This window comes from Salinarimonas soli, assembly GCF_008386575.1.
In the GTDB taxonomy this organism is placed as follows: Bacteria; Pseudomonadota; Alphaproteobacteria; order Rhizobiales; family Beijerinckiaceae; genus Salinarimonas_A; species Salinarimonas_A soli.
In genome coordinates, this window is sequence record NZ_VUOA01000045.1 from 14,949 (window position 1) to 35,386 (window position 20,438).

Annotated in this window: 21 protein-coding genes; 4 read left to right on the forward strand and 17 right to left on the reverse strand. The window is 71.6% G+C overall.

All coding sequences use genetic code 11. The annotated features are described in order from the left end of the window. Nucleotides 1-33: 33 nt before the first annotated feature. Together F0L46_RS23150 and F0L46_RS23155 are read left to right on the forward strand one after the other, a co-directional pair. A complete protein-coding gene (locus F0L46_RS23150) occupies nt 34-1,338 on the forward strand; it encodes an efflux RND transporter periplasmic adaptor subunit (protein ID WP_240540125.1) in 1,305 nt (434 codons plus the stop codon). Next, on the forward strand, nt 1,338-4,475 hold the full coding sequence (locus tag F0L46_RS23155; protein WP_149822047.1) for an efflux RND transporter permease subunit: 3,138 nt from the start codon (nt 1,338-1,340) through the stop codon (nt 4,473-4,475). Before F0L46_RS23150 ends, F0L46_RS23155 begins: the two co-directional genes overlap by 1 nt. A gap of 199 nt (nt 4,476-4,674) precedes the next feature. On the opposite strand, the gene F0L46_RS23160 is transcribed toward F0L46_RS23155, so the two are convergent. From F0L46_RS23160 to F0L46_RS23170, 3 genes are read right to left on the reverse strand one after another with little or no spacing between them, the layout of a single operon-like run. Next, nucleotides 4,675-5,508 carry an ABC transporter substrate-binding protein gene (locus F0L46_RS23160; RefSeq protein ID WP_149821987.1) on the reverse strand — a complete coding sequence of 278 codons (834 nt, stop codon included), beginning with the start codon at nt 5,506-5,508 and terminating at the stop codon, nt 4,675-4,677. Then, nucleotides 5,481-6,212 carry an ATP-binding cassette domain-containing protein gene (locus F0L46_RS23165; RefSeq protein WP_149821988.1) on the reverse strand — a complete coding sequence of 244 codons (732 nt, stop codon included), beginning with the start codon at nt 6,210-6,212 and terminating at the stop codon, nt 5,481-5,483. Before F0L46_RS23165 ends, F0L46_RS23160 begins: the two co-directional genes overlap by 28 nt. Next, nucleotides 6,209-6,904: an ABC transporter permease gene (locus tag F0L46_RS23170; RefSeq protein WP_149821989.1), complete on the reverse strand. Its 696-nt coding sequence runs from the start codon at nt 6,902-6,904 to the stop codon at nt 6,209-6,211. The genes F0L46_RS23165 and F0L46_RS23170 overlap by 4 nt, the downstream gene beginning before the upstream one ends. Nucleotides 6,905-6,958: 54 nt before the next feature. Between F0L46_RS23170 and F0L46_RS23175 the strand changes: the two genes are divergently transcribed. After that, complete coding sequence (locus tag F0L46_RS23175; protein ID WP_188312108.1) at nt 6,959-8,014, forward strand: substrate-binding domain-containing protein; 1,056 nt, start codon at nt 6,959-6,961, stop codon at nt 8,012-8,014. Here F0L46_RS23175 and F0L46_RS23180 read toward each other — a convergent pair. The 13 genes from F0L46_RS23180 to F0L46_RS23240 all read right to left on the reverse strand — a co-directional run bounded on the left by F0L46_RS23180 (nt 7,995) and on the right by F0L46_RS23240 (nt 18,208). Next, the gene (locus tag F0L46_RS23180; RefSeq protein WP_149821991.1) at nt 7,995-8,450 is read right to left on the reverse strand and encodes a PRC-barrel domain-containing protein; all 456 of its coding nucleotides are present in this window, start codon (nt 8,448-8,450) and stop codon (nt 7,995-7,997) included. The two genes, F0L46_RS23175 and F0L46_RS23180, sit on opposite strands and share 20 nt — an antisense overlap. 107 nt (nt 8,451-8,557) lie before the next feature. Next, a complete protein-coding gene (locus F0L46_RS23185) occupies nt 8,558-8,812 on the reverse strand; it encodes a hypothetical protein (RefSeq protein WP_149821992.1) in 255 nt (84 codons plus the stop codon). A 129-nt stretch (nt 8,813-8,941) separates the two neighbouring features. Then, on the reverse strand, nt 8,942-10,006 hold the full coding sequence (locus F0L46_RS23190) for a fatty acid desaturase (protein ID WP_149821993.1): 1,065 nt from the start codon (nt 10,004-10,006) through the stop codon (nt 8,942-8,944). Between the two features lie 10 nt (nt 10,007-10,016). Then, nucleotides 10,017-10,373, reverse strand: a complete 357-nt coding sequence (locus tag F0L46_RS23195) for a DUF6481 family protein (protein ID WP_149821994.1) — start codon at nt 10,371-10,373, stop codon at nt 10,017-10,019. 44 nt (nt 10,374-10,417) lie between these two features. Next, a complete protein-coding gene (locus tag F0L46_RS23200) occupies nt 10,418-10,609 on the reverse strand; it encodes a hypothetical protein (protein WP_149821995.1) in 192 nt (63 codons plus the stop codon). Nucleotides 10,610-10,757: 148 nt separating this feature from the next. Beyond that, nucleotides 10,758-10,967 carry a cold-shock protein gene (locus F0L46_RS23205; RefSeq protein WP_149821996.1) on the reverse strand — a complete coding sequence of 70 codons (210 nt, stop codon included), beginning with the start codon at nt 10,965-10,967 and terminating at the stop codon, nt 10,758-10,760. A 343-nt stretch (nt 10,968-11,310) separates the two neighbouring features. Then, nucleotides 11,311-11,640 (reverse strand): hypothetical protein, encoded by a 330-nt coding sequence (locus F0L46_RS23210; protein WP_149821997.1) that lies wholly within the window; start codon nt 11,638-11,640, stop codon nt 11,311-11,313. Between the two features lie 79 nt (nt 11,641-11,719). Next, nucleotides 11,720-12,022, reverse strand: coding sequence for a hypothetical protein (locus tag F0L46_RS23215; protein ID WP_149821998.1), 303 nt, complete (start codon nt 12,020-12,022; stop codon nt 11,720-11,722). Between the two features lie 107 nt (nt 12,023-12,129). After that, entirely contained in the window at nt 12,130-13,323 is a 1,194-nt protein-coding gene (locus F0L46_RS23220) for an extracellular catalytic domain type 1 short-chain-length polyhydroxyalkanoate depolymerase (RefSeq protein ID WP_149821999.1), read from the reverse strand. Between the two features lie 110 nt (nt 13,324-13,433). Beyond that, nucleotides 13,434-14,261 (reverse strand): BLUF domain-containing protein, encoded by an 828-nt coding sequence (locus F0L46_RS23225; RefSeq protein ID WP_149822000.1) that lies wholly within the window; start codon nt 14,259-14,261, stop codon nt 13,434-13,436. Between the two features lie 225 nt (nt 14,262-14,486). Continuing rightward, on the reverse strand, nt 14,487-15,644 hold the full coding sequence (locus F0L46_RS23230; protein WP_149822001.1) for a YbfB/YjiJ family MFS transporter: 1,158 nt from the start codon (nt 15,642-15,644) through the stop codon (nt 14,487-14,489). Between the two features lie 44 nt (nt 15,645-15,688). Next, the gene (gene murJ / locus F0L46_RS23235) at nt 15,689-17,212 is read right to left on the reverse strand and encodes a murein biosynthesis integral membrane protein MurJ (RefSeq protein WP_149822002.1); all 1,524 of its coding nucleotides are present in this window, start codon (nt 17,210-17,212) and stop codon (nt 15,689-15,691) included. Between the two features lie 3 nt (nt 17,213-17,215). Continuing rightward, a complete protein-coding gene (locus F0L46_RS23240) occupies nt 17,216-18,208 on the reverse strand; it encodes a glycosyltransferase family 2 protein (protein WP_149822003.1) in 993 nt (330 codons plus the stop codon). Between the two features lie 90 nt (nt 18,209-18,298). On the opposite strand from F0L46_RS23240, the gene F0L46_RS23245 reads away from it, so the two are divergent. Next, nucleotides 18,299-19,153, forward strand: coding sequence for a ChbG/HpnK family deacetylase (locus F0L46_RS23245; protein ID WP_149822004.1), 855 nt, complete (start codon nt 18,299-18,301; stop codon nt 19,151-19,153). Nucleotides 19,154-19,187: 34 nt separating this feature from the next. Here F0L46_RS23245 and F0L46_RS23250 read toward each other — a convergent pair whose 3' ends face one another. Continuing rightward, nucleotides 19,188-20,339, reverse strand: coding sequence for an acyl-CoA desaturase (locus tag F0L46_RS23250; protein WP_438646705.1), 1,152 nt, complete (start codon nt 20,337-20,339; stop codon nt 19,188-19,190). Between the last annotated feature and the right edge of the window lie 99 nt (nt 20,340-20,438).

The window sequence follows — 20,438 nt, forward strand, 5'->3', positions numbered from 1 at the left end:
CCGCGTTCCGATCGGGTGCGAAGGGATCACGTGATGAGGCGCATGCTCCTCTCGCTGATGGCGTTGGCCGCTCTGGCGGCCGGGGCCTACGTCTACCTGTACGGCGCGCCTGCGTCGCCCGCCTGGCTTGCCGGCCTCACCGGACAGCGCGCGCCCGCGGCCACGCCCGCCGCCCCGCCGATGCCGCCCCCGGAGGTCGGCGTCGTGGAGGTGCGGGCCGGCGAGGTGCCGGTCGCCCTCGAATATGCGGGCCGGGTGATCGGCTTTCGCGACGTCGAGGTCCGGCCCCGGGTCGGCGGCCTGCTGCTGCGCCGCGCCTTCGAGGAGGGGACGCGGGTCAAGGAGGGGCAGGACCTCTTCCTCATCGACCCCGCCACCTACCAGGTCGCCCAGACGAGGGCCGAGGCGCAGGTGAGCCAGGCCCAGGCCACCGTGCGCCAGACGGAGGAGAACTTCCGCCGCGCCGACGAGCTCGTGCGCCGGGGCGCCGGCACGGAGCGCCAGCGCGACGACGCGGAGGCCGCCCGCGACCAGGCCCGCGCCACCTTGAGCGTGGCCGAGGCAGAGCTGCAGAACGCCCGCCTCAACCTGAGCTACACGACGGTGAAGGCGCCCGTGAGCGGCATCACGGCCCTCCAGTCGCCTACGATCGGCTCCCTGATCCAGCCGCAGGCGACGCTCCTCACCACCATCACCCAGCTCGACCCGGCCTATGTGAGCTTTTCCTTCACCGACGAGGAGGGCCAGGCCTTCCGCGAGCTGAACCAGCGCCGCGCTAAGCCGATCTCCGAGAAGGACCTCTCCGTCGAGCTCCATTACGGCAGCGGCACGGTCTATCCCCAGATGGGCCGCATCGACAGCGCCGCGCAGCGGGTGGATCCCCAAACCGGCACCATCCAGGCCCGCGCCGTGTTCCCCAATCCCGACGGGGCGCTCCTGCCGGGCCAGTTCGTGCGCATCATGGTGCGCGGCTTCTCGCTACCGGACGCGATCGTCATTCCCGAGCAGGCGGTGAGCCAAGGCCCGCAGGGGCCCTCGGTCTTCGTGGTGGGCGAGAACGGGACGGCCCAGGCCAGGCCCGTGCGGCTCGGCCGCCAGGTGCCGGCGGGCTGGGTCGCGCAGGAGGGGTTGAAGCCGGGCGAGCGGGTGGTGGTGGAAGGGGTGATCCGCGTCCGCCCGGGCGCGCCCGTCCGCCCCGTCCCGGTCGCGTCGCCGCCCCAGCAGGCCGGCCGCCCCGGGGAGCCCCCGGCCGCCCAGCGCGCCGACGCCACCGAGCGCGGGCCGGCGCCCTCGGGCGCGGCGCGCCCCGACGCTCCCGGACGGGAGGCCCGCCCGTGATCTCGCGCTTCTTCATCGACCGCCCGATCTTCGCGACCGTCCTGTCCCTGGTGATCCTGCTTGTCGGGTTCATCGCCATGCGGGCGCTGCCCGTCGAGCAGTACCCGCAGATCGTCCCGCCCGAGGTGGTGATCAACGCCACCTATCCCGGCGCCAACGCCCAGACCATCGCCGAGACGGTCGCGGCGCCCCTAGAGCAGCAGATCAACGGCGTCGAGAACATGATCTACATGCGCTCGACCTCCACCGCGACGGGCGCCCTCAACCTGTCGGTCTATTTCCAGATCGGCACCGACCCGGACCAGGCGACGATCAACGTCAACAACCGGGTCCAGCGCGCCACCGCCACCCTGCCCGAGGAGGTGCGCCGCCAGGGCGTCACCGTGTCGAAGCGGTCGAGCTCGATCCTGCAGGTGCTCACCATGTCGTCGCCCGACCGGCGGTTCGACACGATCTACATCTCGAACTACGCGCTCATCAACGTCATCGACGAATTGCGCCGCACGCCGGGCGTGGGCGACGCCTCGCTGTTCGGCGCCTCCGACTATTCCATGCGCATCTGGCTCAGGCCCGACAAGGTCGCGCAGTACAACCTCACCCCCTCCGACATCGCCGCCTCGATCCGCGAGCAGAACGCCCAGTTCGCCGCCGGCCGCTTCGGCGAGGAGCCCATGAGCGGAGCGCAGGCCTTCACCTATTCGGTCACCACGCCCGGGCGCCTCGCGGATCCGAAGGAGTTCGAGGACATCATCCTGCGCTCGGACCCGAACGGGGCGGCGCTGCGCCTCAAGGACGTAGCGCGCGTCGAGCTCGGCTCGCAGAACTATTCCACGGTCGCCACCCTCAACGGCGCGCCCGCCGTACCCATAGGCGTCTATCTCCAACCCGGCGCCAACGCGCTCGAGGTCGCGTCCAACGTGCGGGCCACCATGGACCGGCTGGCCCAGCGCTTCCCCGACGGCCTGCGCTACGACGTGCCCTTCAACACCACCCGCTTCATCGAGGTCTCCGTCGAGGAGGTGATCAAGACCTTCCTGGAAGCCGTGGTCCTCGTGGTGCTCGTGGTCTTCTTCTTCCTGCAGAACGTGCGGGCGACGATCATCCCCGTCCTCGCCGTGCCGGTCTCGATCGTCGGCACCTTCGCGGGGATGTACCTGCTCGGCTTCTCGATCAACCTCTTCACCCTGTTCGGGCTCATCCTCGCCATCGGCATCGTGGTCGACGACGCCATCGTGGTGCTGGAGAACGTGGAGCGGATCATGGCGAGCGAGGGCAAGAGTCCTCGCGACGCGGCGATCCAGGCCATGGAGGAGGTGAGCGGCCCCGTCATCGCCATCGTCCTCGTGCTCTGCGCCGTGTTCCTGCCCGTCTCCTTCCTCGGCGGGCTCGCGGGCGAGCTCTACCGGCAGTTCGCCGTCACCATCGCGGTGTCGGTGGTGATCTCCGGCATCGTGGCGCTGACCCTCACGCCCGCGCTCTGCGCCATCCTCCTGAAACCCGGGCACCGCGAGCCCTGGCTCCCCTTCCGCCTCTTCAACCGCGCCTTCGAGGCGATCACCCGGGGCTATGTGGGAGGCGTCGGCTTCTTCATGCGCCACGTCGTGGTGAGCCTCATCCTCATCGGCGCCATGCTCGGCGCGACCTGGTGGCTCTACCAGCGGGTGCCGGGCGGGCTCGTGCCCCAGGAGGACCAGGGCTACGTCTTCCTCGTCACGGCCCTTCCCCCCGCCGCCGCCCTCGACCGAACCCTCGACATCACGGCGAAGGTGACGCAGGGCGCGCTCAAGAACCCCGCCGTGGCGAGCGTCGTGACGCTTGCGGGCTTCGACTTCCTGTCCGGCGCCCAGAAGACGAACTCGGGCGTCTCCTTCGTCTCGCTGAAGGACTGGGCCGAGCGCACCGACCCGCGCCAGGACGCCCGCCAGCTCGCCCCGGCCTTCGCGGCGCTGAACGCGGGCTTTCGCGACGGGATCGCCATCGGCTTCAACCCGCCCCCGATCCAAGGCATCTCGACCACGGGCGGCTTCGAGTTCTACCTCCAGGACCGCTCGGGCGGCTCCCTCGACAGCCTGTCCCAAGCGACCCAGCGCGTGATCCAGGCCGCGAACCAGCGCCCGGAGCTGCGCGGCGTCTCCACCACGTTCTCGACGGGCGTGCCGCAATACCGCATCCAGGTCGACCGCGAGAAGGCGAAGGCCATCGGCGTGCCTATCGCGACGATCTTCGAGACGATGCAGAGCACGTTCGGCAACCTCTACGTCAACGACTTCACCCTGTTCGGCCGTACCTACCGGGTGAGCCTGTCCTCGGAGGGCGAGTTCCGCCAGACGCCGGACGACCTGCGCCACGTCTTCGTGCGCTCGACGAGCGGGACCATGGTGCCCCTCAACACCCTTGTCTCGGTGTCTCGCGTCACGGGTCCCGACGTGGTCGACCGCTTCAACGTCTTCCCGGCGGCCCGCGTCCAGGGCAACCCGGCGCCGGGCTATTCCTCGGGCCAGGCGATCGCGGCCATGCAGCAGGTCGTGGCCCAGACCCTGTCCTCCGACTACACGATCGGCTGGACGGGCTCGGCCTACCAGGAGATCCAGACGGCGGGCTCGGGCAACCAGGGCTTCGTGCTCGCCCTCGTCATGGTCTTCCTCATCCTCGCGGCGCAGTACGAGCGCTGGTCGCTGCCGCTCGCCGTCATCACAGCCGTCCCCTTCGCGGTGTTCGGGGCGATCCTCGCGATCTGGCTGAGAGGCATCGAGAACGACGTTTACTTCCAGGTCGGCCTCGTGACCCTGATCGGCCTCGCCGCGAAGAACGCCATCCTCATCGTCGAGTTCGCGGCCGAGCGGCACCGGCATGGGGTGCCGGTCTTCGACGCCGCGCTGGAGGCGGCGCGGCTGCGCTTCCGGCCGATCGTTATGACCTCGCTCGCCTTCATCCTCGGCGTGGTGCCCCTCGCCATCGCGTCCGGCGCGGGCTCCGCGAGCCGCCATTCGGTGGGCACGGGCGTGATCGGCGGCATGCTCGCCGCCACCTTCCTCGCCGTGTTCTTCGTGCCGATGTTCTTCCGCCTCGCCACCCGCACGCGCCCGAAGGCCCCGGCCGCCGAGCCGGCCCCGGAGACCCCGCCCCGGCCCGCGTGAGCGCCAGGGGTCGGGGCTGTCCAAAGGTGAGCCCCCACCCTCCCACCTCGTCCCGAGGTGCCCTGCGGAGCAGGGCCTTGAAGGGCGGTCCAGGGATGTCCCTCCGGCTCACGCGCGTGCTGCGTGCTTCGAGACGCCCGCTGACGCGGGCTCCTCAGCATGAGGGGGTTTAGACGGCGAGCCGTTCCGGGTCAGGCTCTCAGGAGCGTTCGGCCCGGGCATTCGGGAAGAAGAGCTGCTGCCCCTCGATCGTGTAGCCCGCGACGGTGCCCTGCCCCGCGGGCGAGACGAGCCAGTCGATGAAGGCCTGGCCCTCCGCCGCCTTCACGTGCGGGTGCCGCGCCGGGCTCACGAGCATGATGCCGTACTGGTTGAACAGGCGCCGGTCGCCCTCGACCAGGATCGCGAGCTCGCCCCGGTTCTTGAAGGACAGCCAGGTGCCGCGGTCGGCGAGCAGGTAGGCGTTCTGGACGGAGGCCGTGTTCAGCGCGGGCCCCATACCCTGCCCGATCTCGCGATACCACGCGCCCTGCCCCGAGGCCGGGTCGACGCCGGCGTCCCGCCAATAGCGCAGCTCCGCCGCGTGCGTGCCCGACTTGTCGCCCCGCGACACGAACAGCGCCCGGGCGGCCGCGATCCGACGCAGAGCCTCCCGGATATCGGCGCCCGCCGCCCCCGCCGGATCGCCTTTCGGGCCGACGATGACGAAATCGTTGTACATCACGTCCTGCCGCCGTGCCGCGAAGCCCTCCGTGACGAAGCGCTCCTCGGCAGCCTTGTCGTGCACGAGGACCACGTCGGCGTCGCCGCGCCGGCCTATGTCGAGGGCCTGCCCCGTCCCCACCGCCACCACGCGCACGGCGATCCCGGTCGCCTTGGTGAAGGCGGGCAGGAGCCGGCCGAACAGGCCCGACTGCTCCGTCGATGTCGTCGAGGCGACGGTGATGGAGCGCTCCTGCGCACGGGCGGCGCCCGGGATCGCCACGAGCACGGCGGCCGCGAGCGCTAGGAGGCGGCGGCGAAACGGGTCCATGGGAGCTCTCCGTTGAGATAAGCCCGCGCCTCGGGCGTGCGCGGCGAGGTGAGAACCGACCGGGCCGGGCCGTGCTCGACCGCCCGTCCGCCCGCGAGCACGAGCACGTCGCCGGCAAGGCGCGCCACCTGCCCGAGATTGTGCGAGACGAGGATCACCTTCACGCCGGCCTGCGCGAGCCCCGCGACGATTCCCTCGATGACGTCGGTCGCGCCGGGGTCGAGGTTCGCGGTCGGCTCGTCGAGGAGGATGAGCTCGGGCTCGGTCACCAGCGCCCGGGCGAGCGCGAGGCGCTGCTGCTCGCCGCCAGACAGCCGACGGGCGGCCTCGCGGCTGCGGCGCGCGAGCCCCACCCGCTCCAGGGCCGCCCCGACCCGCGCCGCCGCCTCGCGGCGCGCCAGCCCCTCGGCTGCCAGCGCGAGCGCCACGTTGTCGTGCACGCTCGCTCGGATGAGGGCCGGACGCTGGAACACCATGGCCCGGCGCACATCCGCCGCCTGCCGCGTCCCGAACCGGATCGAGCCCCCGTCGGGCACCAGCAGCCCGTCGAGGAGGCGCAGGGTCACGCTCTTGCCGGCCCCGTTCGGCCCGACGATCGCCGTGATCCCCGGGGTCGCGATGGTGGCGGACAGGCCGTCGATCACGGCGGCTCCGCAGGGGCGGAACGCGAGGGCCTCGATGACGATCGGAAGGAGCGCGCTCATCCGTAGGCCCGCATGGCGTGCCCCCGCACGAGACCGGCGGCGAGGTTGACCGCGAGCACGAGGGTCATGAGGACGAGGCCGAGGGCGAGCGCGAGGGGCAGGTCGCCCTTCTGGGTCTCCAGCGAGATCGCGGTGGTCATGGTGCGGGTGGAGCCCGCGATGTTGCCGCCCACGACGAGGACCGCGCCCACCTCCGACACCGCCCGCCCGAAGGCGGCGAGCACCGCGACGACGAGGGAGAAGCGCGCGTCGAAGAGCAGCGTCCGGGCCCGGTGCCAGGGGGAGAGGCGCAGCGAGCGCAGCTGCTCGCCGAGCTCGCGCTCCGAATCCTCCAGGATCCCGCGGGCGAGCGCCGCGATGAGAGGCGTCACGAGCACCGTCTGGGCGAGGATCATCGCGGCGGGCGTGAACAGGAGGCCGAGCGGCCCGAGGATCCCCGACCGCGACAGCAGCAGGTAGATCACGAGCCCCACCACGACCGGCGGCAGGCCCATCAGGGCGTTGAGCGCCGCCACGACGGCATCCCGGCCGGGAAAGCGGGCGATGGCGAGGAGCGCGCCGGCGGGCAGGCCGACGAGGCAGCCGAGCGCCACGGCCGCGAGGCTGACGCGCAGCGACAGGCCGACGATCGAGAGCACGTCCCGGTCGAGGGCGCCGATCATGGCGAACGCGTCGGCGAGAGCCTGCAGCATGCGCATCGATATGGTATGAAGCGACGGTTCGGATCAATAGGAAGCGCGGTTCATATGCGGGTGATGCTACGCCTCGACGGCACGATCACGGTCGGGGAGCGCGGCATGTCCCTGACGCGCATCTTCGCCCTTCTCGACGGGATCGCGCGGGAGGGCTCGGTGAGCGGCGCGGCGCAGGGATTGGGCGTGTCCTATCGCTCGGCCTGGCAGGGCCTGCGCGATCTGGAGGCGGCGCTCGGGCGCCCTATCGCCGTCAAGACCAAGGGGCACGGGACGGCGCTGACGGCCTTCGGCGCCGGCTTGCGCGACGCCCTCGCCGACGCCACGACGGCGATGGAGGGCGTCTTGGCCGAGACCCGGGACAGCCTCGAGCGGCGCCTCGACCGCCTTCTCGATGAACCGGCGCCGACCTTGCGCGTCGCCCTGAGCCACGACCCGCTGCTTCTCGACATCCTGGGCGCGATCCCGGGCGTGAGCCCCCGCGTCCTGGGCAGCGACGACGCGGTCGCGCTGCTCCTCAAGGGGGAGATCGATGCGGCGGGGTTCCACGCGCACGACGCGCCCAGAGCAGAGGCGGGTCCTCTCGGGCAAGCGTTGGCGGGGGGCGATGTGACCGTCCTGGCTCTGTTCCGGCGCGAGCAGGGCTTCATCGTCGCGCCAGGCAACCCCCTCGGCATCCGCGGCGCTGCCGATATCTCCCGTACGCGGGCGCGCTACGTGAACCGTCAACGGGGTTCGGGCACCCGCCGGTGGTTCGATCGGCTGCTCGGCGAGGCCGGCCTGGCGCCCGCCGCCATCGAGGGCTACGGCACGGAGGAATTCACCCACCAGGCCGTGGCCGCCCTCATCGCCGCGGGCGCGGCCCAGGCCGGGATGGGCCTGGCCTGGGTGGCGGAGCGCTTCGGCCTGGGCTTCGTGCCGGTGGGCTGGGAGACGTTTCACCTCGCCGGGACGCCGGAGGCCATGGCCCGGCTCGCGGGCCCGATCCTGCGCGAAGTGGAGCGGCGCCTCCCGAATAGCGCCGGCTATGCGCCCCCGGCCGGAGCCGCGTCCCCGGCAGCCGGCTCCGGCCGCCGGGGCGGCGCGCCCGCTATTGCTGCGGGACGTTGATCTGCTGCTCGTCGTCGAGCTCGCGATAGGCCTTGTTCTCGTTCTTGTAGGTGGGCATCGCGTCGAGCGCCGCGAGGTCCATGTTGCGCAGCATCACACGGTCGCCCTGCACGACGAGGTTCTCGAGGGGGATCGCGATGGTCTTGGCGCCGAAGCCGAGCACGCCGCCGCGCTCGACGAGGGCGAAGCGGGCGCCGCCGTTGGCGCTCTCCACAACGCCCTCGATCTCGCCGATCTCCTTCCCGTCGAGGCCGACGAGGTCCATGTCGGTGAGGGTGTCGATCGTCATCTGGCGCAGGTTCGCGGCAGCGCCCGCGCCGGCGGTCACGGTTCCGGTGGTGATATCGGCCGGGGGGCTGGCGGGGGCGGGCGTCTGGGCGGCGGCGGCGGTCGCGACGGCGAGGCCGGCCGCGAGCACGAGGGCTGTAGCCTTCATGGGGCTCTCCATTGGGGGTGTCGGATCCCCGGTCAACGCATCAGCGGGCGCGTCGTTTCCAAAGGAGCACGAAGGAGAGCGCACCGAACCCGGCGCCGGGGTGCCGGCTAGGCGCTGCGCCGGAGCATGGAGACCACGGAGGGCCCGAGCACCTTCATGGTTGCGACGAGGCGGTCCTCGGCGGCCTTGGCGCGGGCCTCGGCGGCGCGCACGGCGGTGTCGAGGGCAGAGTACCGGGCCTGGAGGGCGTCGTAGCGCTCCTCCAGCTCCCGCGCCCGGGTGTCGGCGGCCAGGATCTGGTCGTCGGCCTTGCGCAGGAGATCGCGCGCCACCGGATCGCTTACGCCGCTCGCCTGCGTCATGGATGGGCACTCCGGGTCCGTCGCGGCGCCCCCTGCGCGAGGGCGCGGGCGGGGCGTGGACGGAACGTAAGGAGGCAACCGTTTCGATATGGTGAGCGGAGTCCCGGAATTACGCGCGCAAAGCGCGTTTCATTTAGCGATCTGCGGGCGAGCATCGAATTCCGCGAAGCTCACGAGGCGCCGCTCGTCCTCGTCCCAGAGCGCCAGCCCGATGCAGCTCATGCTCTCGCGCCAGGTCAGCCGGGAGATCGTGGCGAGCACGGGGTCGGCGTCGAGGCACTCCTGCAGCCGGTAGTTGGGGATGCGGCTGTTCAGGTGATGGATATGGTGCAGGCCGATATTGCCCGTAAACCATTGCAGGAGCGGTGGCAGGACGTAATGCGAGCTCCCCTCCAGGGCCGAGGCCTGCATGTTCCAGCTCTCGGCGTGGTCCCAGTGGGTGTGCTCGAACTGGTGCTGCACGAAGAACAGCCAGGCGCCGGCCCACGAGGTGAGGCAGGCCACGGGCAGGAGGGCTAACGCGACGGTGCCGGCGCCTAGGGCCCAGATCAGGCCGCCATAGAAGACGAGGAGCGCGAGGTTCAGCCCCATGATGCTGGCCCAGGCCTCGCGGGCCGGCAGGGCCTGGCCCCAGGGCGAGCGCTGGAGAAGGATGAAATAGATCGGCGGGCCGATGAGATGCAGGATCAGGGGGTTGCGATAAGCCCGGTAGACCAGGCGCTCGCGGCGGGAGAGGGCCTCGTATTCGCGCACCGTCAGGGTGTCCACGTCCCCCACGCCGCGCCGGCTGAGGTCGCCCGCGCTCGAATGATGCAGGGCGTGCGTGCGGCGCCAATAGCCGTAGGGCGTCAGCGTCAGGATGCTGAGGCTCACGCCGACGGCGTTGTTGGCCAGCCGCGAGCTGAAGAACGAGCCGTGACCGCAATCGTGCTGGATCGTGAAGATCCGCACGAGCAGCCCGCCGGCCGGGATCGCGAGCAGGAGCAGGAGATATTGGCCCGTCGCGGCGCCCCAGAGCAGGAGGCCGCACAGCACCAGGAAGGGGGGCAGCGTGGTGGCGACCTGCCACAGGGCGCGCCCGTTGCGGGCGTCGCGGAACGCCAGGCAATGGCGGGTGAGCCGGCGCAAGGTGTCGCGGTCGAGCGGCGTGCCGGGGGGAGCCGCCACAGGCGGGGTGCTGGCGTGGAAGGTCATCCGGAACCTGCTACTTGCGAGCCTTGCGCGCGGCGTAGCGCGCATCGCGGGCGGCCTTCTGCTCGAGCGCCAGACGGGCCTCGCGCTCCACGCGCTCGACCTCGTCCTGGGCGGCCTGCGCCGCCTGCGACGCGGCCTGCGCCTCCTGGTCGGCGGCCGCGCGCTCGGCTTCGGCCTGCTTGAGCGCCTTGCGCTCGGCGAGGCGGGCGTCGCGGGCGTCGCTCAGGGCCTTGCGCTCGGCCCGGCGCTCCGCGGCGGCAGGGTCGTCGACGGACTGGCGCGCCTTGAACCGATCGAGCATCGCCTGCTTGGCGCTCGCCGCCTTCTGCAGGCGCTCCCCGAAACCCTTCCGCTCGTCGCTCGCCATATCGCCTTCCGTTCCGTATGCGTGATTCGGGCCTGCGCTGGAGATCAGCGCACGCGCTTGATGCCACAGATCGTGCCGTCCGGCAGGACCCCTTGCTGCTGGCGTTCGCGCGCGATGGTCCCGACGCGGTGGTCGTCGCCCTTGCCGTGGTCGTCGAGCCACATATAGGCCGTGCGCCCGTCGTCGTAGGTCACCACGAACATGACCGAACGTGCCGACCCGGATTTCCTGAACATGACCATCGACTGACCTTTCGGTTCCTGCTTGTTGGATCTCAGGGCCGCCCTGAAGGGGAAACCGGTCCTGAAACGAGAAGGGCCGCCCGGTGGGAGCGGCCCTGGAGATCGCGACCGGCCGAACGCAGGGCGCTCGACGACGGGGCCGTCACGCGGCCTGGATGTTGTTCACGGCGACCTTGCCGGTACGGCGGTCCTCGGCCGTGTCGAACGAGACCTTCTGGCCTTCCACGAGGCCGCGCATGCCGGCGCGCTCGAGAGCGGTCGCGTGGACGAACACGTCCTTGCCGCCGTCGTCCGGCTGGATGAAGCCGTAGCCCTTGGTCTCGTTGTAGAACTTCACGGTGCCCGTGTTCATGCGGGGTATCCTTACGTCAAGATCGTCATAGATGAACGCGACGGCGCGGGGCACCGTTCGACGCTCGGTTTCTCGAAACCTGGAGAGAGAGTCCGAAACGCGCGCCCGGCCCTTGGCCCTGGCGGAACGGCCCGATTGTCCGGCCAAATATCGATGTCCCCAAGGTGGCCCCAGACGATGGCTTTTACAAGGCCCTGGCGTGTGATTCCGCAACGGAACCCCGGGGCGGGCCGGAATGCCGCGCCTCCCGCCCCCGTCCTCCGCCTTCGCGAGGGCAGGCGCCGAGGCGCCCGGCTCACCGAGCGCCCGGGTGCGACGCGAACCCGCCCGGCAGGCCGCCTCGTCACGAGGGCGCCCGCGATCCCGGCAGGCGCTGCTTCACCGCCACCCACCGGTTCATCGCCCACAGGGTGAAGCGGGCCATGGGCATGCGCAGGACCGGCACGTCGGAGGCAATCAGGAGGAGGCCCAGGGGCAGCATCCAGATCCCGAGCACCGGCAGGAACGAGAAGATCCCGCCGAGGACGAGGAGCAGGGCCACGGGGATGCGGATCCAGATCGCCCGGGGATGGCGCAGGTTGCGGATCCAGTAGCCCGCGCGCTCGGGCACCTCCTGCTCGAGGCGCTTGAAGGCCTTCCTGAGTGTCGCCTTGCCGTCGTTCGTGGCTTGCATGCTAGGGGAAGCCTCTCGTCGGGGGCAGGTTCCCTGGCGCGCCCGGCGGGGCACGCCGCCGCGCCCGCCGCCCGGATCCTCAACTCTGGAGCCGCTCGACGCGCAGGAGCGCGATGTCGGCCTTGTCCTCCAGGCTCGCGCGATAGCCGTGGCGGCGGAACGCCTCGATCGCGAGCGCCGGCGGCTCCAGCGCCGTGGCGCGCGCGAGCGCGTCGATGGTCCCGTGGACGGCGGCCATGAGCTCGCGCGGCAGGGCGCCATGGGGGGCGAAGGCCTCGCCCGCCATCATCTTGGCGATCCACGCCGCCCTCTCCTCGGGGGGCATGTCGTCCATCATGCGCCTGAACTGCGCCTTCGCCTCGGCCAGGAACTTGTCGCTCATGCTGCTCGCTCCAGACGATGGGAGGGAGATAGAGCCCGCTCGGCCGAGGAACATGGCCGCGAGGGCGCGAGGCGCGATTTTCTCGCGCCCCTCGCCAAGCGCCCGGGTCACGGCTTGATGAGCCCCGCGGCCCTGAGCGCCTTGTTGATCACCGCCTCGACGTCGATGGGCAGGGTCCGCCCGCCGGGGCCGGGGCCGGGCCGCGGCTCCTCGCGGCGGGGAGCCGTGAAGGCCGCCAGCTCGCGCTGAGGGGGCACGGGCCGCTCCGGCGCCGCGCGCGGGGCAGGCGGGATGATCACGGCCTCGGCGGGCCGCGTCTCGGCGCGGCCGTCGAGGAGCCCGAAGAAGCGGGCGATGTGGTGGGTCGACGAGATGCCGGCCTCCAGGAGGAAGGGGCCCGCCCGGCCGCAGCATGCCTCGCCCGGCCCCGTGTCGAGGGGGGTGCCATGGGCGAGCCCCGGGATGCTGAACGACTCGACCGCGACCGCGCCCGACCGGTCGCGCCAGACGGCGCGCTCGGCCGTCCCCTCGCGCGTCCTCTCGGCCGCCCCGGGGTTCAGGCCGTGCACGTCGGTCCATTGCTTCACGATCTCGTCGGCATTGGCCGGCACCACGGTGGTGTCGGCGCTCCCGTGCCAGACCGAGACCCGGGGCCAGGGCCCGCGATGGGGCGAGGCCTCGCGCACGAGGTCGCCCCAGGCCCGCGCCGCGCGGGGGCGCGCCGTGAACATGCCCTCGAAGGCCTCCTGCATGGTCTGCGCCGAGCCGTAGGGCAGACCCGCCACGATCGCGCCGGCGGCGAAGACCTCCGGGTAGGTGGCCAGCATGACGGCGGTCATGGCCCCGCCCGCCGAAAGCCCCGTGACGAAGATCCGCTCCTCGTCGACGCCGTGCTCCCGCACCATCCAGGCCACCATGGCGCGGATCGACGCCGCCTCGCCGGCGCCGCGCCGGGTGTCGCCGGGCTCGAACCAGGAGAAGCAATTGTTCGGGTTGTTGGCGGGGCGCTGCTCGGGGACAAGCAGGAGGAAGCCATGGCGATCGGCGAGATCCGACCAGCCCGTGCCCTGATCGTAGCCGCCCGCGTTCTGCTTGCAGCCATGGAGCACCACCACGAGGCCCGGTCGCGGCCCGACCTGCGCCGGAACATGGGCGAGCATGCGCAGGTTGCCGGGATTGGCCCCGAAATCGCTCACCTCGACGAGCCGGCCGGGCTCCGCCGCCCCGGCCGTCGCTGCCATCGATTCCATGGCCTTCGCGTAGCGCGCCAGGTTCGCGATCGTCCGTCCGAGCTTCGCCATGGCGAGCCCCCTCTCATGTGATGTCTCGTCACCAACAGATGGGGACCCGTTTCATTGCTGCAATGCACAATTTTCCGGACCGGGTCCGCCGACGGCCCGGAACGCCGGGTTCAGGCGGCCTTGCGCACCGACTGCGTCAGGGCCTCGATGAGGAGCTCGGCCGCCCGCGGTCCCGGGTGGCGGAAGCCCTCCACGCAGCGCCAGAGCAGCTCCGGCTCCACGGCCTCGACCCGGCCGACATGCATGGCCCACCCCCCGAACATCCGCCCGCTCGCGGGGGTGAGCTCGAAGATGCGCAGGTCCTCGTGCCGGGCATCGCGGTTGATGCGGTCGAGGGCGCCGAGCACGGCGGTGCTCTCGCCTTCCAGCACCTGGATGAACCATTCCTCGCCGACGAGCAGCGCCCCGGTGAGGCCCGAGAGCCGGTTGAGCGCCTGGCATTGCTGCGCGAGCCGGGTCATGGCCTGGACGGCGCTCGGCTCGCGGCCGCTTGCGGTCGGGCGGCTCATATAGGTGAGCCGCATGAGCGGAACGCCGGTCTCGGGCGCGGCCGGCTGCGGCGCGGGCTCCCTGAGACCCGCACCCAGCACCAGGCGGAGCGCTCCGCTGATCTGGGAGGGGCGATAGGGCTTGGGGAAGAACAGGCTGTTGCTGAGGCGGCGATGCTCGCCTGGGGCGTAGCCGCTGGCATAGATCACCGGGCGCTCGGGGTGGCTGGCGCGGAAGGCCGCCGCGACGTCCCAGCCGTCGGGCCCGTGGCCGAGGCGGATGTCCGTGAAAAGGGCGTCGAGCCCGTCGTCGGCGTGCAGGAGGCGGAGCGCCTCGTGCCCCGACGAGGCCTCGACCACCTCGAAACCGGCGTCCACCAGCTCCTGCGCCGCCACGTTGCGGACCAGATCCTCGTCCTCGACGAGGAAGATGCGGAAGAGGCGCTGCATCGGGATGTCCTCCAATGCGGACCGGGCGGCTGCGGTCCGTGCCGGGCTCGTTCCACCGACTAGATCGACCTTCACCGCCGCAAGTCAAGCGTTCATAGTCGGCTCTATGCACTTCCCGAACGTCAGTCGCGGGTGACCGAACGTCAGCAGACGGCCGCATTGCCGAAAGATGAGGCAGAACAACCCGGCCCTGCGAAAGCTTGACGATATCTTGACGATTCGTGCTCACCCCCGCGACGGCGGGCGTGCGGCAAGCGAAAGGGCGGCCGCGGCGACGAGCGCGCCGGCCGCCAGGAGGGTCGGCGGCGTGAAGCTGCCGCTGCGGTCGACCATGATCCCTGCCAGGACGGGCCCGACGATCTGCCCCGCGCCGAAGGCGGCGGTCATGAGCGCGATCACCTGGCGCGGATCGGAGGGGGAGAGCGCCCGCGCGCCCACGAAGCCCAGCGCCGTGATCGCCATGAAGGTGCCCCCGAGGAACGCCGCCGCGAGGAGCGCTCCCGCGGCGCCGGTCGCGAGCACGCTCAATGCGACGCCGAGCGCCTCCACGAGGCAGGCGAGCGCGAAGGCGGGCACCACCCCGACCCGCCGGGCCGCAAGGTTCCACGCCGCGACGGACGGCGCGGCCGCGAGCCCCACGGCGAGCCAGATCACGGGCTCGATGGGCCGCAAGCCCGGCGCGTCGCGCACGATGGCGACGAGGAAGGTCGCGGTGACGACATAGCCGAAGCCGAACAGACCATAGGCCGCGATGAGGGCGAGCAGCGGGCGGCCCATGGCCAGGGGCGCCGTGGCGGCGGCCGAGCGGGCGGAGCCTTTGTCCGGCGGGACGAAGCGCGCGACGATCGGCACGGCCGCGAGGCCGACGGCGCCGGAGGCGAGCCACAGCCACCGCCAGTCCGCGCCGGCAAGCGCCCCGACGATGAGCGCCGAGGCCGCGATGCCGGCCCCTACCCCCGCGAAATGCACCGCCCCGAGCCCCGGGCGCCCTGCTTGGGCAAGCCGCTCCAGGACGAGGCTGGAGGCAAACACCATGACGAAGGCGCTGGCGACGCCGCCGGCGAAACGGATGACGAGGAAAGCCGGGAGGGCGCTCACGGCGCCCATCAGGCCCGTCGTGAGGGCGCTCGCGGCAAGGCCGCCGACGAGCCAGGACCGCCGCGAGCCCGGCAGGCGCGGGGTCGAGGCGGCTAGCGCGCCCAAGAGGTATCCCAGGAAGTTCGCCGACGCGATCAGGCCGGCCTGCGCGGTCGACAGCTTGAGGCCCGCCGCCATGACGGGGAGGATCGGCGTGTAGACGAAACGCCCGATCCCCATGGCGACGGCGAGGGCGAGAAGCCCCCCGACGGCGAGCCGCCAGGGCTGAGGCGATTCGGGCTGCATGGCGTCAGACTAGACGGTTTTCGCCCGGCATGGGCGAGGCCCGCTCAGCGCCTCGCGAGCCGCACCCCGAGCAGCCGCGCGCCGGCCGCGAGGGCACCCCCGTAAGTCAGGGCGCCTAGCGCCGCGAGGGCCGCGAGCAGGATCTCGTCGCGCCAGCGCGGCAGCGCCTCCAGGAGCCCCGTCAGCGGGCCGCGGGCCCCCAGCGTCACCAGGGCGAGGACCAAGGAGGCGAGCACGACGGCGAGCGCCGTGCGGGCGAGCGTCGGGCCGGGCGCGGTCCAGCCGCGCCGGTAGGCGAGACCCGCCAGGAGAAGGATGTTGACCCATGCGCCCGCCGAGGTCGCGAAGGCGAGCCCTGCCGCCCCGAAGGGCCCCATGAGGGCGATCTTCAGGAGGACGTTGACGCCCACCGCCGTGAGCGAGGCATAGAGCGGGGTCGCGGTGTCGGCGCGCGCATGGAAGCTCGCCAGCATCGAGCGGATCAGCACCACCGCGGGCAGGCCGATCGCATAGGCCGCGAGCACGGCGCCCGCGGCGCGGGCGTCCGCCTCCGTGAAGGCGCCGCGGGCGAACAGCGCCTTCATGATGAGATCGGGCACCGCCACGAAGGCGACCGCGCAGGGCAGCGCGAGGGCGAGGGTGAACCCCACCGCCCGGTTTTGCGCCGCGTGCGCGCCCGCCGGGTCGCCCGCCGCGATCCGCCGCGCCATCTCGGGCAGGAGCACCGTGCCGGCCGCGATGCCGACGACGCCCACAGGCAATTGGTTGAGCCGGTCGGCGTAATAGAGCGCGGAGACCGCGCCCCGGGGCAGGAACGAGGCGATGATCGTGTCGGCGAAGAGCGCGATCTGCACCCCCGCCGAGCCGATCACGGCGGGACCCAAGGTGCGGAAGAAGCCCCGCATCGCCGGATCGAGCCGCGGGCGCGCCAGGGCCGGCATGATCCCGGCGCGCCGGGCGGCGATCCACACCAGGGCGAGTTCGAGCACGCCTGCCGCGAACACGCCCCACGCGGCCGCGTGGCCCGCTCCCGGAAAGAGGAAGCCAACCGCGAGGGCCGCGATGATGGCGAGGTTGAGGAGCACCGGGGCGGCCGCGGCCGCCGCGAAGCGGTCATGGGCGTTGAGGAGCGCCGAGAGGATCGTGACGAGGGTGATGAAGAACAGGTAGGGGAAGGTGATCCGGGTCAGCGTCACCGCGAGGTCGAACCGCGCCGGATCCTCCGCGAAGCCCGGCGCGAGCGCCCGTACGATCGCCGGCATGAAGACGAGGGCCGCAGCGAGGAGCGCGACCTGGATCACCACCATGAGGGTCCAGATCCGCGACGCGAACAGCCCCGCGCCGCCCTCGTCCCGGGCCCGCGTGCGGGTATAGGTGGGCACGAAGGCGGCGTTGAACGCCCCCTCGCCGAAGATCGCCCGAAAGTGGTTCGGCAGCCGTTGCGCCACCGCGAAGGCGTCCATGATCGGCCCCGCGCCGATCACGGCGGCGAGCACCACGTCGCGGACGAAGCCGCTGACCCGGGAGAGGAGCGTCCAGCCCCCGACGGAGAGGATCTTGCGCAGCATCGGTCAGAGATGCGCCACGCGGGGCGCGTCGCGGGTGAGCGTGTCGCCCGTCTGCGCGGCCCCGCCGATGCGCTCGGCCACCACGTAGAGGGGCCGGCGCTTCACCTCGGCGAAGATGCGGCCGATATATTCGCCGATCACCCCGAGCGAGATGAGCTGGATGCCTGAGAAGAACATGATCGACACGATGAGGGAGGGGTAGCCCGGCACGTCCGAGCCGAAGGCGACGGTGCGGATGGCGAAGAACAGGGCCGCCGCGAAGGCCATCAGCGAGACGACGCCGCCCACATAGGTCCAGACACGCAACGGAATCGTCGAGAACGAGGTGATGCCGTCGAAGGCGAAGCGGAACAGCTTGCGGAAGCTGAACTTCGTGGTGCCGTGCTCGCGCTTGGCCACGGCATAGGGCACGCCCAATTGCCGGAAGCCGACCCAGGCATAGAGGCCCTTGGAGAAGCGGGCCCGCTCGCCCAGCACCCGCAGCACCTCCACGCCTTTCCGGTCGATGAGCCGGAAGTCGCCCGCGCCCTCGGGCAGGCTCGTCTCGCCGAAGCGCTCGAACAGGCGGTAGAAGATCTGGGCGAAGCCGCGCTTCACCGCGCTCTCGCCCTCCCGGTCCGTGCGCTGGCCGTAGACCATCACGTAGCCCTCGCGCCAGTGCCGCACGAAGGTCTCGATCAGCTCCGGCGGATGCTGGAGGTCGGCGTCCATGATCACCACGGCGCGGCCCCGGGCATGGTCGAGGCCCGCCGCGATGGCGATCTCCTTGCCGAAGTTGCGGCTGAAGGAGACGGCGCCGATGCGGGGCTCCTCGGCATGGACGGCCGCGATCGCGGCGAGCGTGCCGTCGGCGCTGCCGTCGTCGACGAACACGATCTCCCAGGCCCCCGTGATCCGGTCCAGGATCGGGCGCACCCGCTCGCAGAGCGGCCCGATGTTCGGGCCCTCGTTGAACACGGGGATGACGACGCTGAGCTCGATGTCGGAGGGATGCACGCGGGTGACCTTTTCGTCGTGGGCATCTCAAGCCGAGTTTTCACCCGGGCTCAAGAGCGTTAATCCTGCGATCCTCGGGGAGGAGCTTTCGTGGCGGCGGCTTTTGGGCACCGTGTGGTGCTGTGTGCGGACGATTTCGGGCTGACGGAGGGCGTCAGCCTCGGCATTGTGGACCTTCTCGACATGGGGCGCCTGTCGGCCACGAGCGCCATGACCACGCACCGCTGGTGGCCCCGGCTCGGCCCCATCCTGCGGGAGGCGGGCCCCGAGATCGGGGTGGGGCTCCACCTCAACTTCACCTCCGGCGCGCCGCTCGGCCCCCTGCCCTGCCTCGCGCCGGACGGACGGCTGCCCTCGCTCGGCCGGCTCATCGGGCTCTCGCTGCGGGGCGGCCTCGACGAGGCGGAGGTGGGGCCCGAGATCGAGCGCCAGCTCGACGCCTTCATGGCGGTGCTCGACCGGCCGCCGGACTTCGTCGACGGGCACCAGCACGTCCACGTGCTGCCGGGGATCAGGCGGGAGCTGCTGCGAGCCTTGAGCCGGCGGGGGCTGCAGGGCCGGCTGTGGCTGCGCGACCCCTCCGACGACCTGCGGCCCATCGTGCGCCGCCGCGGCGCCATGGCGAAGGCCGCGACCCTGAAGGCCTTCGCCCTGGGCTTTCGCCGGGCGGCCCGGGCGGCGGGCTTCGAGACCAACGAGGGTTTTTCCGGCTTCTCCGCCTTCGATCCCGCCCGGTCCTTCGAGCGCGAGATGCACCGCTTCGTGGTGCGGCTCGGCCGCAAGCCCGTGGTGATGTGCCATCCGGGCTACGTGGACGACGAGCTGCGCGCCATCGATCCCGTGGTGGAGACCCGCTCGCAGGAGCTCATGTACCTGTCGTCCCGGCGCTTCGAGGAGCTCCTGGAAGCGCTGGGCCTGGACCTCGTGCCCTGGCCCTCGGCCTGAGCCCGCCGCCCGGGAGCGGCGGGCCTCACGGCCGTCACGCCGTGGCGAGCCGGGCCCCGATGGTCTCCAGCACCATGCGGTGGGCGCGGTCGACGATGTCGTCCATGTTGCGGTTCTTCACGAACATCTCGGCCGCCCGCGCCCGGATCTCGTCGCGGCTCGGCAGATGCGGCAGGTGGATGTCGGCGAGCACGTCGGCCGCGCGATGCTGGGCCTGGGAGAGCCGCTCGCGCACCTCGGCGAGGCCGGGGGAGGTCGCGATCGCCTGGCGCAGGGACGCCGCGAGGCGGTCGGGGTTGAAGCTCGCCGCGAGGTCGGCGGCCGCGCGCTCGATGACCCGCGAGCCCAGCCGCTGCTCGCCCTTGAGCACGGCCTCGGGCGGCGACTTCAGGTCCCACACGATCCCGAGCCAGGAGAGGACCTTGAGGATGTAGAAGGTCGGGTCGACCTCCCACCAGCGGAAGCCCTGGCGCACGCTCGCCTGGTAGGCGTGGTGGTTGTTGTGCCAGCCCTCGCCCATGGTGGCGAGCGCGAGCAGCCAGTTGTTGCGGGAGTCGTCACCCGTCACGTAGCGCTTGCGCCCGTGCACGTGGGCGAGCGAGTTGATGCAGAACGTGCCGTGGTACACCGCCACCGTCGACCAGAAGAAACCGACGACGAGGCCCGGCCAGCCGCCCAGCATGAGGCAGATCAGCGCCAGCACGACGGCCGGCACGAGCTCGTACTTGTGCAGCCACATCAGCTCGGGGTAGCGCGCGAAATCGTCGATCTTCACGAGATCGGTGTCGCCGTGCTTGGAATCGAAGATCCAGCCAACATGCGAGTAGAAGAAGCCCTTCTGGCGCGGCGAGTGCACGTCGTGGGGCGTGTCCGAGTGGAGGTGGTGGTGGCGGTGCTTGGCGGCCCACCACAGCACGCTTTTTTGCGCCGTCGACTGCGCCAGCACGGCGAGGATGAACTGGAACACCCGGCCGGTCGAATAGGCACGGTGCGAGAAGTAGCGGTGATAGCCCGCCCCGATCGCGAACATCCGCAGCCAGTAGAGCGACACCGCGATGGCCACCGCCTGCCAGGTCACGCCGGTCCAGATCGCGGCGAAGCACGCCACGTGGGCGAGCAGGAACGGGATGGCGGAGGGATAGATGATGTCGTCGTGATCGTCGTGGTGGGGGGCAGTCGTCATCAGGTCCATCGAGTCCAGAGGGTGGGACGCGGCGCGCCGCGGCGACGCATCGTCTCCGCTATAGGCCGCATTCGCCATCCCGTGTGAACCCGTAATGTGGCC

Excerpts from the sequence above, each read along its gene's own strand:
- F0L46_RS23150 (WP_240540125.1), top strand. The coding sequence starts at position 34 with ATGAGGCGCATGCTCCTCTCGCTGATGGCGTTGGCCGCTCTGGCGGCC.
- F0L46_RS23160 (WP_149821987.1), bottom strand. The coding sequence starts at position 5,508 with ATGGACCCGTTTCGCCGCCGCCTCCTAGCGCTCGCGGCCGCCGTGCTC.
- F0L46_RS23165 (WP_149821988.1), bottom strand. The coding sequence starts at position 6,212 with ATGAGCGCGCTCCTTCCGATCGTCATCGAGGCCCTCGCGTTCCGCCCC.
- F0L46_RS23170 (WP_149821989.1), bottom strand. The coding sequence starts at position 6,904 with ATGCTGCAGGCTCTCGCCGACGCGTTCGCCATGATCGGCGCCCTCGAC.
- F0L46_RS23175 (WP_188312108.1), top strand. The coding sequence starts at position 6,959 with ATGCGGGTGATGCTACGCCTCGACGGCACGATCACGGTCGGGGAGCGC.
- F0L46_RS23180 (WP_149821991.1), bottom strand. The coding sequence starts at position 8,450 with ATGAAGGCTACAGCCCTCGTGCTCGCGGCCGGCCTCGCCGTCGCGACC.
- F0L46_RS23185 (WP_149821992.1), bottom strand. The coding sequence starts at position 8,812 with ATGACGCAGGCGAGCGGCGTAAGCGATCCGGTGGCGCGCGATCTCCTG.
- F0L46_RS23190 (WP_149821993.1), bottom strand. The coding sequence starts at position 10,006 with ATGACCTTCCACGCCAGCACCCCGCCTGTGGCGGCTCCCCCCGGCACG.
- F0L46_RS23195 (WP_149821994.1), bottom strand. The coding sequence starts at position 10,373 with ATGGCGAGCGACGAGCGGAAGGGTTTCGGGGAGCGCCTGCAGAAGGCG.
- F0L46_RS23200 (WP_149821995.1), bottom strand. The coding sequence starts at position 10,609 with ATGTTCAGGAAATCCGGGTCGGCACGTTCGGTCATGTTCGTGGTGACC.
- F0L46_RS23205 (WP_149821996.1), bottom strand. The coding sequence starts at position 10,967 with ATGAACACGGGCACCGTGAAGTTCTACAACGAGACCAAGGGCTACGGC.
- F0L46_RS23210 (WP_149821997.1), bottom strand. The coding sequence starts at position 11,640 with ATGCAAGCCACGAACGACGGCAAGGCGACACTCAGGAAGGCCTTCAAG.
- F0L46_RS23215 (WP_149821998.1), bottom strand. The coding sequence starts at position 12,022 with ATGAGCGACAAGTTCCTGGCCGAGGCGAAGGCGCAGTTCAGGCGCATG.
- F0L46_RS23220 (WP_149821999.1), bottom strand. The coding sequence starts at position 13,323 with ATGGCGAAGCTCGGACGGACGATCGCGAACCTGGCGCGCTACGCGAAG.
- F0L46_RS23225 (WP_149822000.1), bottom strand. The coding sequence starts at position 14,261 with ATGCAGCGCCTCTTCCGCATCTTCCTCGTCGAGGACGAGGATCTGGTC.
- F0L46_RS23230 (WP_149822001.1), bottom strand. The coding sequence starts at position 15,644 with ATGCAGCCCGAATCGCCTCAGCCCTGGCGGCTCGCCGTCGGGGGGCTT.
- murJ (WP_149822002.1), bottom strand. The coding sequence starts at position 17,212 with ATGCTGCGCAAGATCCTCTCCGTCGGGGGCTGGACGCTCCTCTCCCGG.